The organism is Micromonospora sp. LOL_014, assembly GCF_048060245.1.
Classification (GTDB): Bacteria; Actinomycetota; Actinomycetes; order Mycobacteriales; family Micromonosporaceae; genus Micromonospora_E.
In genome coordinates, this window is the sequence record NZ_JBHMIP010000004.1 from 149,043 (window position 1) to 165,711 (window position 16,669).

9 protein-coding genes are annotated in these 16,669 nt (G+C 69.0%); 1 reads left to right on the forward strand and 8 read right to left on the reverse strand.

The genetic code is table 11. The features are described from left to right. Window positions 1–3 precede the first annotated feature (3 nt). On the reverse strand, window positions 4–1,404 hold the full coding sequence (locus tag ACFHW1_RS05400) for a hypothetical protein (protein ID WP_416615001.1): 1,401 nt from the start codon (window positions 1,402–1,404) through the stop codon (window positions 4–6). 240 nt (window positions 1,405–1,644) lie between these two features. Between ACFHW1_RS05400 and ACFHW1_RS05405 the strand changes: the two genes are divergently transcribed. Next, window positions 1,645–2,718 carry a glycosyltransferase gene (locus ACFHW1_RS05405; protein ID WP_416615002.1) on the forward strand — a complete coding sequence of 358 codons (1,074 nt, stop codon included), beginning with the start codon at window positions 1,645–1,647 and terminating at the stop codon, window positions 2,716–2,718. Window positions 2,719–2,785: 67 nt separating this feature from the next. Here ACFHW1_RS05405 and ACFHW1_RS05410 read toward each other — a convergent pair whose 3' ends face one another. The 7 genes from ACFHW1_RS05410 to ACFHW1_RS05440 all read right to left on the reverse strand — a co-directional run bounded on the left by ACFHW1_RS05410 (window position 2,786) and on the right by ACFHW1_RS05440 (window position 16,630). Further along, window positions 2,786–3,901 (reverse strand): glycosyltransferase family 2 protein, encoded by a 1,116-nt coding sequence (locus tag ACFHW1_RS05410; protein ID WP_416556157.1) that lies wholly within the window; start codon window positions 3,899–3,901, stop codon window positions 2,786–2,788. A gap of 11 nt (window positions 3,902–3,912) precedes the next feature. Then, on the reverse strand, window positions 3,913–5,490 hold the full coding sequence (locus ACFHW1_RS05415) for a lipopolysaccharide biosynthesis protein (protein WP_416556156.1): 1,578 nt from the start codon (window positions 5,488–5,490) through the stop codon (window positions 3,913–3,915). Further along, window positions 5,480–6,694, reverse strand: coding sequence for a glycosyltransferase (locus ACFHW1_RS05420; protein ID WP_416615004.1), 1,215 nt, complete (start codon window positions 6,692–6,694; stop codon window positions 5,480–5,482). The genes ACFHW1_RS05415 and ACFHW1_RS05420 overlap by 11 nt, the downstream gene beginning before the upstream one ends. Before the next feature lie 67 nt (window positions 6,695–6,761). Further along, window positions 6,762–11,486: a DUF4082 domain-containing protein gene (locus ACFHW1_RS05425; RefSeq protein ID WP_416615005.1), complete on the reverse strand. Its 4,725-nt coding sequence runs from the start codon at window positions 11,484–11,486 to the stop codon at window positions 6,762–6,764. Between the two features lie 285 nt (window positions 11,487–11,771). Further along, a complete protein-coding gene (locus ACFHW1_RS05430; protein WP_416567786.1) occupies window positions 11,772–13,142 on the reverse strand; it encodes an O-antigen ligase family protein in 1,371 nt (456 codons plus the stop codon). 19 nt (window positions 13,143–13,161) lie between these two features. Beyond that, entirely contained in the window at window positions 13,162–14,391 is a 1,230-nt protein-coding gene (locus ACFHW1_RS05435; RefSeq protein ID WP_416567787.1) for a hypothetical protein, read from the reverse strand. A 304-nt stretch (window positions 14,392–14,695) separates the two neighbouring features. Further along, on the reverse strand, window positions 14,696–16,630 hold the full coding sequence (locus ACFHW1_RS05440; protein ID WP_416615006.1) for a DUF4082 domain-containing protein: 1,935 nt from the start codon (window positions 16,628–16,630) through the stop codon (window positions 14,696–14,698). Between the last annotated feature and the right edge of the window lie 39 nt (window positions 16,631–16,669).

The window sequence follows — 16,669 nt, forward strand, 5'->3', positions numbered from 1 at the left end:
CGGTCAGTACGCGCCGCAGCTGGAGCCGCCGTCGACCCGGTAGAGGTGCACGGCGTTGCCGTCGATGAACGAGTCGGTGAACTGGCCGTCGTCGGCGAGCAGGGTGCGGTCCTCGTCGAGCACGGTGATCCGGGCGTCACCGACGCACGGCAGTTGGAACGTCGCCTCGGCGACGCTGCCGCCGGCCGAGCTGGCGAGCAGGTAGAAGTGTCCGTCGTACCACTTGGTGGCCAGGTCGACTCCGGTGGAGACGCTGGCCACCCCGTCGGCGTACGGGGCGTTGAGCACCGGCGCGAGCCGGGTGATCCGGTCGTTGACCCCAGCCACGGCCGACCGCACCGGCGCGTAGCAGGGTTCCCGCAGGGCATGCTGGCTCTGGCAGGGGCCGCTGAAGCTGTGGTTGAAGTAGACGATGCCCCGGGCGCCGTGGATGATGCTGCTCCAGACCGCCGCGACGACCTGCTCCGGGGCGATCGTCGGGTAGTGCTCCTCGTTGAACGGACGCCCGACCTCGACGAAGCTCCAGACCGGTCGGCTGCCGGGCGGCGAGACCAGGGACCGGACCCGGCCGACGGTACGGCCGTAGTTCGCAGCCCGGTGGCACAGCTCGGCGGGCAGCCGATCGGCTCCGTCGACGGTGGTGAGCTGGTCGGGGTCGAAGAACCGGCCGCCTTCGCTGTGCCCGCAGATGCCACGGTCGGTGAACCAGTAGGTGTCGACCGACACGACGTCGGCGAACTCGTTGACGAAGCGGGCGGCATCGGCGTCGCTCTGCCAGAACGCCACGCCCTTGCCGTAGTTGACCATCCGCAGCCGCTGGTCGTCCGGCAGCCGGTCGAGGATGTCACGCTGCACGGTGTAGCCGCACTCGCCGTCGGCCGGTTGGCAGATGTCGCCCTGCCCCGGGAAGTTGCCGGTCCAGGGGTCGTCGCCGGGCCCGGCCCACATGTCGGCCTCATCGGAGATCAGCCAGCCGCCGGTCTCGTCACCGTGTTCGCCGATCGGGCTGGTGATCGTGTGCATCCCGGCAGCTCGGACCAGGTCGAGGTTGGTGGTGCCGGTCAGCTCGACGTAGGTATTGAGGCCGGTCTCGACGTCCTTGGCGGTGTCGGCGGGGTCGGTGACGCTTTCCAGCCAGACGCCGATCGGGAAGAACTCGGGACCGGTGGGCAGTGATGGGGAGAAGCGGTCGTAGAAGTCCGGGCCGCCGTCGACCGGGCGCAGCGTCGCACCGGCACCACCCGCGGTGGCGACCGTACCGGGGGCGATCCCGGCGGCGACCGGACCGCGGACGGTGCCACCGATCGCCCACGCTGTGCCGGCGACGACGAGCGCGCCGACGACGATGCTGGCGATCAGGATCCAGCGCCGGCGCGGCCGGCGGGGTCCGGTAGCGACGACCATGGACGACCTTTCGAACGGTTCCTGCCAGCACCGAAGGCGGCACCGACCGGCAGTAGTCGGACAACCACCCTGAGCGGAACATCCGATGCTAACAACAGCTGGCGTCGACGACTGCCCGCTTTGTCCACTACATTCCATGTTCGGCGGCCACCTGTCTGGCAACCGACAGTAGTCGAAGCGGTGGTAGCGGCCGGGTACGATCACGCCGGTACCCCGACCCCCGTTGCACGGAGTTCTCACGTGATCAACCGTCTCGCGGACCAGGCCAAGGGCCTGGTCCGGTCCCGCCTTACGGCGGCAGAGATCAACCGGCGGCAGGTCCCGACCTTCCAGACCACCGACGTACGGACCGGCACACCGACCGTCTACTACCTCGCGCCGGACAACCCACAGCCCAGCGGCGGGGTACGGGTCATCTATCGCCATGTCGACCTGCTCAACGACATGGGCATCCGGGCGTACGTCATGCACAAGGACCCGGCGTTCCGCTGCACCTGGTTCACCAACCAGACGCCCGTCGTCGCGGCCACGAACGCCACCCTCGGCCCGACCGACATCCTCGTCGTCCCCGAGTGGTACGGACCCAATCTGACCACGATCCCGCGCGGGCCACGCCTCGTGGTGTTCAACCAACGGGCGTATGACACCTTTGACCATATCCCGTACCCGGATACCCGCCCCGGTGCGCCCTACGCCGACCTGCCCGGGATGACCGCGCTGCTGGCCGTCTCGCACGACAACGTCGAGCTGCTCAACCACGCCTTCCCGAACATCCCGGTCCGGCTGACCCGCAACGTGATCGACCCCGACGTGTTCGCTTTCGGCAGCTGGCCCCGGCGACGGCACATCGCGTACGTCGGGCACCGGCGGGCCGACGAACGCGACCAGTTGCTGCACATCCTGCGGTCCCGCCGGGTGCTGGACGGCTGGGAGGTCACCCGGATAGCCGGACGCACCGAGCAACAGACCGCGGAGATCATGCGCGACTGCGCCATATTCCTGAGCTTCAGCGACCGGGAGGGCTTCGGCATGCCGCCGGCCGAGGCGATGTCCTGCGGCGCGTACGTGGTCGGCTACCCCGGCCTGGCCGGCCGCGAGTTCTTCGACCCGGCCCACTGTGCGCCGGTGCCCGATGGTGACCTGCTGGCCTTCGCCCGAGCCGTCGAGCAGGCCTGCGCCACCTGGGTCACCCAGCCGGAGGAGCTGGCCAGGCAGGCGGGTGCCGCTTCGGCGGCGGTGCGAGACCGTTACACCGTCGCCGGCCTACGCGAAGACCTGACCGCCTTCTACCGCCCGCTGCTGACCCCCGGCTGACCGGTCCACACGGCCCGCCCCGCCGGTCCCCCGCCCGGCACCGGGGCCGCACCGACCCGCTCGGTCGTCAGATGCCGTGCCGGATCCAGGTGCGGTAACGGGCGTCGTTGCGCAGTCGACGCTGCACCACGCTGGCGGCGAAGCCCGGCACCAGCGGGGCGAACCGCGCGCCGACCGCCCGGCGCCGCTGCAGCCCAGCCCAGTGCGGCAACTGCTCTGCGGCAGAATACGTCTCCCGGGCGAACTCCACGTACCACTCGACCGGCTCGCGGTCGGTCAGCCGCCGGTCGTAGGCGTGGCATGCCGATTCGAGAGCCTCGGTGGCCAACGCTTGACGGGCCAGGTCGTGCAGCTCCCGGGCCCGGGGCAAGCCACCACCGGGACCGTCGAACAGCACGTCGAAGGCGGTCCGCCGCTCGATCAGGTCGGTCCGCCGGCCGGACGCGGCGGTGACACTGACGCTGGCCGAGTGTTCCCGGTGCCAGGCCTGGTCGGCACCGTCGACGTGACCGACGTCGGAAACCGCCGCCACCCGCATCCAGGCCTCCATGTCGCAGGCGTAGCGCATCCGGCTGTCCCACGGGCCGACCTCGGCGTAGACGCTGGCCCGGACCACCGCTTCGGGAGTGGTGATGCAGTTGACACCCAACCGGCACCGCTGTGCGATCCAGTCCTCGCCGGACCAGATCGTCCAACCGGTGACCTCGGACCGGAACTCGGTCGGCACCGCCCCGTGGAAGTGCACCGGATGGCCGTACACCAGACCGACCTCGGGGAACTCGTCGAACAGCCGCGTCGCGCGGGTCAGCGCCCCCGGGGTCAGCAGGTCGTCCGCGTCGAGCCGGACGACGAACTCCCCTGTCGCCACCGCCAACCCGTCGTTGAACGCCACGCAGGGTCCGTGGTTGGTCTCGTTGTGCACCACGACCAGCCGAGGTTCGTCGGCCCGGAGGGTGGTCAGCACCTGCCGGGTGTCGTCGGTGGAGCAGTCGTCCACGACGACCACCTCGACCTCGACGCCCTGCTGGGCGAGCGCGCTGCCGATGCTCGACGGCAGGAACCGCCCGTAGTTGTAGCTCGGGATGATCACCGACACCCGTGGCGTCCGGGCCGGATCACCGGCCGGGACCGGTGCCGGCACCCGGGTGCGGGGCAGCAGCGCGCGGCGGGCTGGCAGAGACACGTACACCTCTTTCAGGGTCGGACCGCCGTGGCGAGCGGCGTCGTCGGGGCAGGCGGCACCGGCGGGGGCGAACCGGTGGCCGGGCCGTCGTCACTCGATCCACAGTCGGCTGGCTCGCCGCCGCCCGGTTGGTCAGCCACCTGATCGGCGACCTGGCCGGCCGCCTTGAGGTCCCGCAGCCGGCGCCGCAGCCAGGGCAGCAACGGCCCGGCGAACGCCACGGCCATAACGGCACCGCCGGCCAGCAACTGCCACAGCGTGCCCGACACGGTACGCACCATCAGCAGGCCGAGCGCCACCGCGGGCACCGCCACGGCCAGCGGCAGCACCAGCGCGCCGGCCAACGCCCGCAGTCGGACGCCGTGCCGACGCAGCGCGAACGCGTACATCGGCAGGATGATCAGCGCGCAGACCAGCGCATGCCCGAACCCGGCACCGACCAGGCCGTACCAGCGCACGCCGAGGATCACTGCGGGGAAGAGCGCGACCAGCCAGACCACCTGGGCGACGAACAACGCCCGGCTCGCGCCGACTGCGATGAGGTAGGTCGCCACCAGGTCGAACAGCACCCGGAACGCCCCGAAGAAGGCCAGACCGGCCAACGCGTCGGCCGCCATCGACCAGCGCTGACCGTACAGCAACGGCACCACGACACTGGCCAACCCGGACAGCAGTACGCCGACGAGCAGCGCAACGGTCCAGGTCAACGCGGCGGCCGAGACGAATCCGGCGGCCTTGCGCCGGGGATCGGTCACGGTGGCGAAGGCCGGCAGCGCCACCGCCCGGATCGCCACCCCGAGGGCGCTCATCGGCCAGGTGGAAATGTTGAACGCCAGAGTGTAGAGGCCGAGCATCACCGTTCCGGCAGTGGCGCCGACGGTCAGGTGACCGACGTTCATCACCACCCAGGACAGGACGTTGGCGCCGGCCAACGGCACGCCGAACCGGATCAGGCTGTGGGCCACCGCCGAGTCGAACCCGAACGTCGGCCGGGACCGAGTCAGCTTGAACTGCAGTACAGTGACCATCGACTGGGCGACCACCCGGGAGATCGCCAGCGACATCGCCCCGAACCCGAGCAGCACCAGGGCGACCGTGACCGTGGTGCTCACCACCAGGCTGGCACCGTCGAGGCCGAGCTGGGCCCGTTGCCGGAACTCCCGCTGCATGACCGCGTACGGCACCACCGACAGGCCGCTGAGCACCAGGGTCAACGACATCACCTGCACCACCCGGGTGGCCTGCGGGCTGTCCATCGCCGCCGACACCGGCCCGGCCGCCAGCGACATCGCACCGGCCAGGCCCAGGCTGGTCAACAACGAGATGGTGGTGACGGTGCCGGCTCGGCCCTGCACCCCGTGCCGGATGATGTCCGCGCTCATCCCGAGGTCGGCCAGGGACATCACGATGGTCTGCACGGTCAGCGCGACCGCGAAGACACCGAACTCCTCCGGAGCGAGCAGCCGGGCCAGCAGGACGCCGACGCCGAGGCTGCCGATCCGCAGGGCGATGCTGTTCAGGGTGCTCCACGCGAGGGCGCGCTTGACCCGGGCACCGAGCGGAGCTGGTGCCGTTGCTTCAGCTGTCACTACCGCTCCCGGCCGCGCTCCGACCGGCAGCGAATCGCTGCCGGGCCAGACTCGCCTTGAAGTTGAGCAGGTGGGCGGTCGGATGGGCCATGGCCCCGGCCCGGCGCGGCAGATTCAGCCGTTGCTCGGCCGCGTGGGCGTAGATGTCCGCCTGCCGCCGGCCGGCGGCCTGCAGGCTGAACCGTTCGACGACGGTACGGCGGCCGAACTCGCCGAGCTCGGCCCGCTGCCGGGGCTCGGCGGTGGCGAGTTCGGTGAGCGCGGCGGCGACCCGGTCGGTGCCGTCGGTGCCGTCGCCGAGGCCGTAGAATCCCTGGTCGAGGAAGACCGGCAGGGTCTGCGGAGTGAGCGGCAGCCAGAACCCCTGCTCACCCTGCACGACGACCGGCTTGGCGAAGGCCATCGCGCGCAACGCCGACGACCCCATGCCGATGACGATGTCGGCGGCGGCGTAGGCGTCACGCGGGTCGAGCATCGCGCCGGTGAGGGTGACCACCTCTGCGCCCCGCTCGGCGTTGGCCTTGTCGGCCGCCTGCTGGATCTCGGCGCGGGCCTCGCCGTCGCCGACGATCAGCAGCCGCATCCGCAGCTTCGGGTCGATGCCGGCCATCGCCCGGGTAGCGGCGAGCAGTCCTTCGAGTTTGAGTGCCGCCGCCAACCGGGACACCGACACCACAACGATCTCGTCGTCGGCGACGCCGAGGGCTTGTCGGGCCGGCCCGGGGTCGCTGACCGGAGCGTTGGCGTCAGTGTCGATCGGCGGTTCGATGACGTGCACCTCGGCCCGGTGTGGGCGTTCCTGTACGGCGATCTGCTCGGTCCCGACAATCAGCGGTAGATGCCGGGGCACCCAGGCCGGCACCTCCATGGAGAGCACGGTGACCACGAGTGGCACCCCTTGGCGCAGGTACGCGCCGTAGGCGGCCTCCAAGGTGGGTGCCCACTCGTAGGCGTGGACCAGGTCGATGCGACGGTGCCGGACGACGTCGGCGATGGCGGTGACGTTACGCGGTGAAGGCGCCTCGCCCTTCGGCGGCGCGTGGACGAACTCCAGGCCCCACTCGTCGACCATGCTTCGCAGCTCGCCGTCCGGACCGTAGATGATCACCTCGTGCCCGAGTCCGGCCACGGTCGCCGCGATCTCGATGGCGTTGATCTGGCTCCCGCCGATCTCCATCGTGTGCAGGCATGTGAGGATGCGCACCTATTGTCCCTTTCAGTCTCGGCGGAGCCGCCCTGCCGATGATTCAACGGCCTCGCCGCGACTGTCCTCAAGTGTTAGGCGTGAACACGACATCTACCCAGTAGTTGTGGTTGACCGAGTGGCCGGGGAACACCCAGCCGTACGGGTCGTAGTGGTACACACCCCCGCCGACCAGCACGTGCAGTGGCGAGCGGTCCAGCTCGGTTTCGGCGAACTGGTTGGCTGTCACGGCGTACTGGCCGACCGATGTGTGGTATGAGGCCACATAGGTGGTGTCCGCCACAATGGGCACCGGCTGATCAAAGGTGACTGTCTGCCAACCGGATTCCGTCTCGTCGGTGAACACCGCCGTCGCCAACCGGACACCGTCCGCCGTCCACAGCGACCCGCGATGCGTCCCGGTGTTGGCTGGGCCCTTGTAGAACCGGACACCGGTGACCTGACCGGCGACGTCGGAGCGGAACCGCACCCCCACCTCGACTGCGTCCTCGTCAGCCCAGTTCACCGCCGCAGGCACGTCCTCCGGGCCGAAGATGCTGACCGGCGGCACCGACGGATCGGGGCTCGGAGTCGGTTCGGGGCTCGGAGTCGATTCGGGGCTCGGCGACGGAGACCCGGTCGGGGTCGGCTCCGCGGTCGGACTGGGCCCGGTCGACGGCGACGGCGACGGTCCTGCCGGTGACGGGCTGGTGGTCGGCGTCGGCGTCGGGTCGGGGTCGGGGTCACCGGCACCGGGTACGTACATCGGGTCGACCCAGTAGTTGGCAGAGTTGTACGTCCCGGTCGGGAACCCGCCGCCGGAACCGTACCGGTAAACCCCGTTGTCACCCGCCGGTGCGCTCAACTGGCCACGGCTGTAGCCGGAGCCGAAGAACCCGGCATTGAACGCATAGTTACCGTTCGGCGCATAGTACGACAACACGTACGTCGTACCCGCCGACACCGCCACCGGCTCAGCGAACGCCGCCGCCTGCCAGCCCGTACCGCCGCCCTCCGGGAACGTCACCTCCGCCAGCGGCGCACCACCACCGACCGGCCACAACCGACCGACCTGACTACCGGTGTTCCCAGGCCCACGGTAGAACCGCATCCCGACCACCTCACCGTCCACCGACGGGGTGAACTTGACGCCCACCTCCACCGGGTCGCTCTCCCCGACCGAGGACTGCTGCGGAACCGCGTCCGGCTCGAACAGGGTCACCACGTCGTCGCCGTAGGTCGTGGTGAACGACCAGGTGTACGGCTGCGCCATCGTCGTCCCGTCGCTGCTGGCCCGCACCGATGCGGTGTAGGTGTGCAGCGACCGCAGTGCGGTGTCCGAGGTGAACGTGGCGAGCCGGGTCGCGCCGTCGTAGCCGACCGTGCCGGCAACCGGCTCGGACGCCGCGTCGACCAGCTCGAACTCCAGCGACGACTCGTCGATGTCGATGTCGAAGTGGGCGGAGACCACCGTCTCGGCAGCCACCCCGGTGGCACCGGGTGTCGGCACCGTCGCGGTCACCGCCGGTCCGCTCTCGTCCGGCCGGCCGGACGACGACGGGGAGGGCGACGGGGACGAACCGTCACCGGTCGGCAGGAAGTACGGGTCGACCCAGTAGTTCGCCGCACCGTAGGTCTGGGTCGGGAAGCCACCACCGGCGGTGTAGTTGAAGACACCGTTGTTCTCCGCGGTGGCGGTCAGCGGGCCACGGCTGTAGCCGGAGTCGAAGAATCCGGGGTCGTAGGCGTAGTTGCCGTTCGGCGCATAGTACGACAACACGTACGTCGTACCCGCCGACACCGCCACCGGCTCAGCGAACGCCGCCGCCTGCCAGCCCGTACCGCCGCCCTCCGGGAACGTCACCTCCGCCAGCGGCGCACCACCACCGACCGGCCACAACCGACCGACCTGACTACCGGTGTTCCCAGGCCCACGGTAGAACCGCATCCCGACCACCTCACCGTCCACCGACGGGGTGAACTTGACGCCCACCTCCACCGGGTCGCTCTCCCCGACCGAGGGATGTTGCGGGACCACGTCCGGCTCGAACAGGGTCACCACCTGATCGGAGAAGCTCGAGGTGAACGACCACGAGTACGGCGCGTTCATCGGCACGTCGGCGTCGTCACGTGCGGTAACCGTCGCGGTATAGGTGGTCTGCTCGGTCAGCGGCACCACCGGGGTGAAGGTGGCCCGGCGGGCCGCAGCGTCGTAATTGACGGCACCCGCCACCGGCTCGTCGGCCGGGCCGGCCAGAGTGAACTCGATGCTGGCCTCGTCAACCGGCTTGCTGAACACGATCGACGGGGTCACATCCGCCGGCACGTTCGCCGCGTCCGCGATCGGCACCGTCGACGACACCGTGGGCGGTGCGTCGTCGGCGGTCACGAAGGTCACGTCGGCGTAGTAGTTCGTCGAACCCCACGAGTTGTTCGGGAAGCCGGGTCCGTCCTCCCGGTAGACACCGTTGCCCACCGGGCCTGCAGTGGCGGGTGCCAGCAGGGGTCCCGAGACGTGATCGGTCAGGAAGTAGCCGCCGTCGCTGGCGTACCGCCCTTCCGGTGCGAAGTAGGAGACCACGTAGCTGGTGCCGGCGGAGACCGGGACCGGGGTCGGCAGGCTCACCTGCTGCCAGCCAGTCTCGGTCTCGGCGGTGAAGACTGCCGTGGCCAGCACCGAACCACCGTTGGTCCAGAGCGTGCCACGGTGCTCGCCACCGTTACCCTCGCCCTTGTAGAAGCGCAGGCCGGTGACCAGACCGTCGATCTGAGGAGTGAACCGCACCCCGACCTCGACCGCCGGCTGAGTGCTCAGCGGCTCGCCGTCTGGCCTGCCATTGTCGGTCTCGACGAACGCCGGGGTGTCCGGCACCGCCTCGCCGAACAACGAGTACGGTCCGGAGACCGACAGGGCGACCGGGTCGGACGGTGTGCCCAGGTTGCCGCTGTCGTCGACTGCCCGCGCCAGCACCACGTGTGCGGCGGTGTCGGTGGGCAGGAACTCGTAGGTCCAGGAATGCGTACCGGTGGTGACCGGGTGCCAGGTGCCGCCGCCGTCGGTAGAGACCTCGACGCCGGCGACCAGCCCGCCGCCGGCGTCGGAGGCGGTGCCGGTGACCGTGACCGGCGCGCCGTGGGCCACGGAGCTGCCGTCGGTCGGTCCGGTGATCGTCGCGGTGGGTGCCAGCGCGTCGACGGACTGGCTGGTCACCACGATGCCGCTCATCGGGGTGGTCGGGGCCGCGCCCATGTCGGCGAAGAGGTTGATCGTGGCCTGCTGGATCGCGTCGTCGGCGGGCGCACCCGAGCCACCGTCGTGGTAGGCGTCGAGCCCCCACGCCCATTGGATGGTGCCGGCCCCGAAGACCAACGCACCGCTCGGTGCCCGGTACATGGTCATGTGGTGGGTGGTCTCCCCCGGCTTGCTCTCCGGACCGTAACCGACCAGGTACTCAGGGGTATGGCCGGTGGTGGTGGAGAGCCGGAAGGTGCCGGCCGGCCGGAAGCCGTTGTCCAGGTCCTCGTTGGACTCGTAGCCGACGGTGTGCGGCGCGAGGGTGGCGGTCTGGCCCGGAGCCAGCTCGGCCACGCCGGTGTGCCGCCAGAACCGCAGCCTGCCCTGCTCGGCGGGGACCTGCATGGCCAGGTCGGTGTTGTTGGCCATGTAGAGGTTGCCGACCAGCGCGTTTTCCGGCTCGCGCACCTCGCCGGTCGGAAAGCGTGGGTCACGCCACACGCCGGTCCACTCGTCCGACGGGTCGATCCGCGCGTTGTTCCAGGTCTCCTTGTAGCAGACCAGGGTACGGTACGGCGTACCGTCACCGTCGACGCTGTCCTCCCAGCGGACCTTCCAGTAGACCTCGTTGCCGGTGAAGAACGCCAGGTGCACTCCGGCGTCGCGGGCTGCCTCGACGTTGGCCCGCTGCTGCGGGGACCAGTACTCGTCGTGCCCGACGGAGACGTACACCTCGTGGTTGAGCAGCAGTTCACCGCGGACGTCCGCGTCGAGCCCACTGACATAGCTGACGTCGTATCCGTTGCGCTCCAGGAAGCGGATCATCGGATACTCGTTGGCGAAGAGGAAGTCGCGCCCCTGCTGAGCGCCGCGGGTGGCGAACGGCCGGTTGTAGCTCAGCTTGTAGGCGCGGTACGCCGGACCTTCGCCCCAGTAGAAGTCCGCTCCGCCGTAACGGTTGTACGCCTGCCAGGTGGTGTCGGAGGTCTGGAACACCAGCTGCGAGGTGCTGGTGTCGTCTCGCACGATGAACGGGATGTGGCTGTCACCACCGGTGTCCGAGCGGATGAGTCGGGCAATGTAGACCCCGGATACGGCGTCGGCCGGCACGTCCCAGGTAGCGCCGACCTGCCAGGTGCCGCAGTCGAAAATTTGGGTGTCGGTGGCGCGCACGCAGTCCGCGTCGGTGTTGGCCACCAACGGCAGGCTCGGGGTCAGCGTGGCCCACTCCCGTGCGCCGTCACCGCCGTACCAGCCGAGCCGGTAGACCTTGATTGTGTACGCGGACGCCTCGGTGCGCACCTTGAAACCGATTTGTTCCCCGACGTTCACGCTTATAGAGGTTGCGAAGCCCTGGATCGTTGGGTCACCGACCCCGGAAATATCCCATACCGAACTCGGCGTTCCCGACTTGCTGTTCTCACAGGCGATCACGTTGACCGGAGGTGCGCATGGATCGGTGGACGCAGATGCCGCCGGCATCGCGATCATCAGGGTCGCCATCATGACGACGGCGGTCGCGACGACGACGAAGTGCCGGCTGCCACGATCAAAAAATTTAAATACGCCCGCCCTCACCGAATGTCCCTTCAGGAGCCAGCCCAACGCGATACCGCGCGCCTCCCCCAGCTACGCAGCGCCGACGCTACCAGCGTGAGCCAAGCTCACAACCGGGCATGCATCTGACCCTCGGCGCGACCCGGACAGCCCACCCATCGCCCATTCGGGCAACCAAGCCACGGACAACGTGTAATGATCCGCATTCATACGGTTAATCAATAGACATTCTTTGAGATGTCGGATCGACGACCGAGGTGGCCGAAGAACCGAGCTTCTCGGGCACCGGCACTGGCACCGGCCTCGTTATGAACCGAACCACTGGGGCGTTGACGTCCGCACCTTCAACGCCGGGTGACTGAGCCGCCACACAGCACCGCACATGCCCACCATCAACGACATCGCCGTTGCGTAGGTGCTGAAGCTCAGCGAGTCGAAGGTGAAGCCCGCCGCGATCGCAACCAACTGAACCGCGACGAGGATCGAGCAGAGGTGCCGGTCACGCTCCGACGTCGACCTGCGCCTGGCGAGTAGCGCGACGACGATCGCGGTGACGTGCAACGCGGCGAGCACCATGACCCCGATCACGCCGTTGGTCAGGGCGAAGGCGAGCCACTGGTTGTCGAGGTACTGGTACTGGGGGGACACCCAGGTCCCGGTCCCCCGCCCGAACCACGGTCGTTGTGTGAAGTAGTACCCGACCATATCGTACCGCTCGGTCCGCGAGGTGATGCTCGGGTCCGTACTCGCTCCGAGGAACATGTTGGTGATCGTGGTGACGAGTGACGGCTTCACCACAGCCATTCCGGCGAACATGACGAGACCCAGCACCATCATGTTGTAGCGCATGCGCCACGCCCAGATGGGCATCAGCACGAGCAGCACGATCGCCAACGCCACGAATCCGGTCCGGGACATCGTCGCCGGGATGGCCGCAGCGATGAGCAACGCCAGGAGTGCGAACATCTGCCGCTGTCGAGAGGTGGCCGAAAAGCGTGCAAAGTGGATCGCGAACGGAAGAGACATCGCCATCAACAGGCTGAACTCGATGTAATGGAAGGTTGTGCTGGGCACCCGTACGCCGCCGCCACGAATCTCCAGGCCGACGACCCAGCCTTTCATCTGCAGGCCGGGTACCCGCATGTACTGGGTCAGATCAAAGTACAAGAATGCCTGAATCAGCCCAACCACGGCGACGAAGGCACAGCAGTAGACAAACACCCGCAGTACGCCGTCGAGACGGTCCCAGTTTGGCATGCCGTCGGCAGTCAACAGGATCACCCCGGAGATCGCCGCAGCGGTCAGCATCCAGCGGTCCGCCGAGTTCGCCTCCATCACGGTCAGCCCGCGGAGGAATCCGATGGCGTACGACAGCAGCATCGACAGCAGGAAGGCCAGGATCGCCCAACGCAGCGGTTGCGGCCCGGTGAGCACCAACCGCGAGTTGAGCCGGGCCGTCATCCACCAGAACCACATCAGGATCGCCACGACCAGCGCCGGGCGCCCCAGATCGGTCATTCCCGGCAGAATGAGGTGCGACGGGATCAGCGTCAGCAGGCAGACCATGAGCGACAACATGACCGGCGCGTCGATCCTGGTCAGCCTGCGGCGGGTCACATAAGTGCGTTCGCTGATCCACGCCGGTTCGAGGTCTGCCGGGTGCACCCCGGACGACATCACCGGATCCTGCCCTCGGTCATCGTGCCTGGCTGCCGTTCTTGGACGTCTCCGACGGCGTCCACTGCTCACCGCCAGCACCGGACTTGGGCAGGATAATCGTCGCGTCGTCGCGGACCGCGCGGATCACCGCCGTCTCGTCGTTGGTCGACGGCGTGACCGGCTGCTGGGTGGCTGGCTGCGGCTGGGGCGGCTGTTGCGGAGTAGCTGGCCGTTGCTGCGTGGGCTGCGGTGCGGTCGGCTGCGATCCGGAGGTCTCCCCGTCAGCGCTGTCGGCCCGGTCGTCAACCGCTCGGAAGGTCAGCGAGCCGTTGCCAACCAGCCCGCCGATCTGCACCGGACCGCCGACCAACCCGCTACCGGCCACCGGTGCCTCACCCGGCGACGACTCGGCGCTGCGATGCTCATCCGGACGGCTCATTGAACGGCTCTCCTGGCGACCCTGCGAGGCGTTGCCGGAGCTGTAGACACCGCCGGGCTTACTCGCCGCCGCGCCGTCGCGGTCACTCGCCCGGGGGCGCGGAACCGGCTGTGGGCGCGACACCGACCGCGTCTGATCGGTCCGCCCGGCCATCGGTGGGATGGTGATCGTCTCGTCGGTGCCGGTGGTGACCGGCACGGCGGCCACCGGTCGGGGCCGGCGGCGCCGCAGCAGACCGTCGATCCCGATGGTGAGCGCCGCGCTGAGCAGGACGCCGACCCCGGCGACCGCGATCGTCGCCCGGTTGACCTTGGAGTTGGCCTCCTGGATGTTGTCGCCCCGGTCGAGACGGCGAGCGGTGATGAAGCTCTCCTCGCTCGCGCCGTAGTCGGCCTGCAGCCCGACCACGCTCGCCTCCAACCGGCGGACGACCTCCTCAGTCGTCTCGGTGGCCTGGTCCTCGGACTCGCCGACCACCTCAATCGTCATGATCGGCTGCTGGTTGTCGAGGGTGATCGCGACGTTCTCGCTGAGGCCGGCGGCGTCCAGTTGCTTGAGCACGGCCTGGTCCTGCACGGTGAGGGCAGCGGCCCGGCTCAGCGACCCCAGCCCCAGCTCCAGCCAGGGGTTACGGGGAGTAGTGGGGGCGTCCTCGTCCGGAGCGGTATTGGCCGCAGTAGGCGGGATCAACTGGACGTAGGAGGTCGCGATGTAGTCCGGCTCGACGGCCATTCGCGTCCATCCGGCCGCAGCGACCGAGATGAGCAACAGCGGCGTCGCGACGTACCAGCGCCGGAACAGCAGTTTGGTGAGATCCCAAAAGTCCACTGCTGTCCTTCCATTGGGTGGCGAGGTCGGGGCGCTCGTCTTCCATCGTATGGCCAGCCGAGAAGCATGCGGGTGCGGCGTAGGACATCGGGGCCCCCGCCGGGTTCAGTGTCCGGCCGGGCACGGCAGATCCGCAAGCCTCCGACCGCCGCCTCATGCCGGACATATGTCCCGTTACGCCACACCGAACGATTGAACCGTACCGACAGTCGCCAAGGCGGCAGCTCCGAACCGGCTGTCAGGGGGACAGAGCGATGGGCCGGGTGGACGCCGCTAGCGTCCACCCGGCCCATCGAATCGGACCTTACGGCGTGATCTTGTAAATGTGGTAGCTGTACTCCTCGGCGAAGGTGTCCCGGATCGCACCCCCACTGATCGGCACCGAACGGTTCTCGAACAGCACCTCGGCGGTGTCACCGGTCACGCCGGGCGGCAGCGCCAGCGAGTGGCCGCCGGTCGGGGTGTCCTTGCCGAGCATCGCGAAGACGTAGAACGAGCCGTCGTGGGCCTTGAGCATCGTGTCCAGCCCGTTGTTGAACTCCCACTCGTAGGACTGGGTGTTCAGCACCGGTGCCAGACTGGTGATGCGCTTGTTCACCTCGGCCACGGCCGGGCGGACCGCGTCACCGCACTGCTCTCGCAGCACGTGCTGCGAGAGGCACGGCCCGCCGAAGTTGTGGTTGAAGTACTGGATGCCCCGAGCCTCGTTGATCACCGAGTTCATCACCGCGCCGGCGATTTGTGCACCGGTGATGGTCGGTGCCCAGTCCTCAGTGAACGGGTGCCCCACCTCGACGAAGGCCCACACCGGCTGCCGCTTGCCGTCCATCGCGTCAAGTTCACGCATCCGCTGCATGGTCAGCCCGTAGTTGGCCGCCCGCCGGCAGTTGTCCTTGTTCACGCCGTACGTCGGGCCCTCCGCCGCGGCGGTGCAGACGTGCGGGTCGGTGTACCAGTAGATGTCGTTGGAGACGACCGAGCTGAAGCCGTTGACGAACTTGCCGGCGTCGGAGTCGGACTGCCAGAACATCACGCCCTTGCCGTAGTTGGCGTAGCGCAACCCACGGTCACCGGACGGAACGGTGCCCGACTCCTTCTTCATCACGTCCAGCCCGCAGCCGTCCCGGCTTGACGCGCAGATCGGACCCTGGCCGGGGTAGTTTCCGGTCCACGTACCGTTGCCCGGCCCGCCCCACATATCCGCTTCGTCACCGATCACCCAGCCGACGCTCTCGTTGCCCCGGTCGCTGAACGGCTGCGGGATAAAGGCGTACATGTCGTTGCGCCTGATCAACGCGACATCCGACTGGTCGGTGAGCATGACGTAGGTGTTGAGGCCGGCCGCCTTGTCCCGGTCGATGTCCTGCTGGGTGTACACACCCTCGTACCAGACGCCGATCGGGAAGAACGACGGGTCGGTCCAGCCGGAGGCACGGGCCTGCGGGAAGTTCGCGTAGTACGCGGGGCCGCCCTCCCACGGCACCCGGGGCAGGTCGAGCACGGCCGGCGTACCGTCGGTCGGCGAGGCCGACGGGCTGGCCGACGGGGTAGCGGTCGGGCTGGCCGACGGCGACGGTGTCGGCGACGGCTCAGCGGAGGCCGTCGGCGACGGCGACGGTTCCGGCTGTTGCGATCCGGTCGGCTCGAAGGCGAGGTCGACCCAGTAGTTGCTGGCCATCCAGGTCTGGCGAGGGAAACCACCCGATCCGTAGGCGTAGACGCCAGCGGTGCCGTCGGCCCGCAGCGGACCGGCGGACACCGGTCGTTCGAAGTAGCGCTGGGTGGCCCGGTACCGGCTGGTGTGGTACGAGGCGATGTACACCTCGCCCGCCTCGACCTCGACCGGCTCGGGCAGCGCGACATGCTGCCAACCGGAGCGGGATTCCCGCTTCGGTACGGCGGTCGCCAGCCGCTCGCCGTCCGCAGTCCACAGGTTGACCCGGTGTAGACCGCGGTCCCCCTTGGCTTTGAGGAAACGCACCGCGGTGACCACCCCGTCGCGGTCGGCGGTGAACCGCACGCCGAGCTCCACCGGCCGGGTGTCCGGGTCGACCGGCACCCGGGACACGTCCGTCTCGGCGAACAGGGTGAAGCCGTCGACCTGCTCCCCAGCGACCGAGGCGGTGACCACCGTCGCGGTGGCGAGGAAGCTGACCACCACCGCGCTGATCATCACCAGCCGGCCGCGACGGCCGGTGGGGCGACGCAGCATCCGACGCCGGCCGCGACTCGACCCCACCGAGCTCGCGTGCCGGCCGGTCGCGCCCGGGCCGGATTC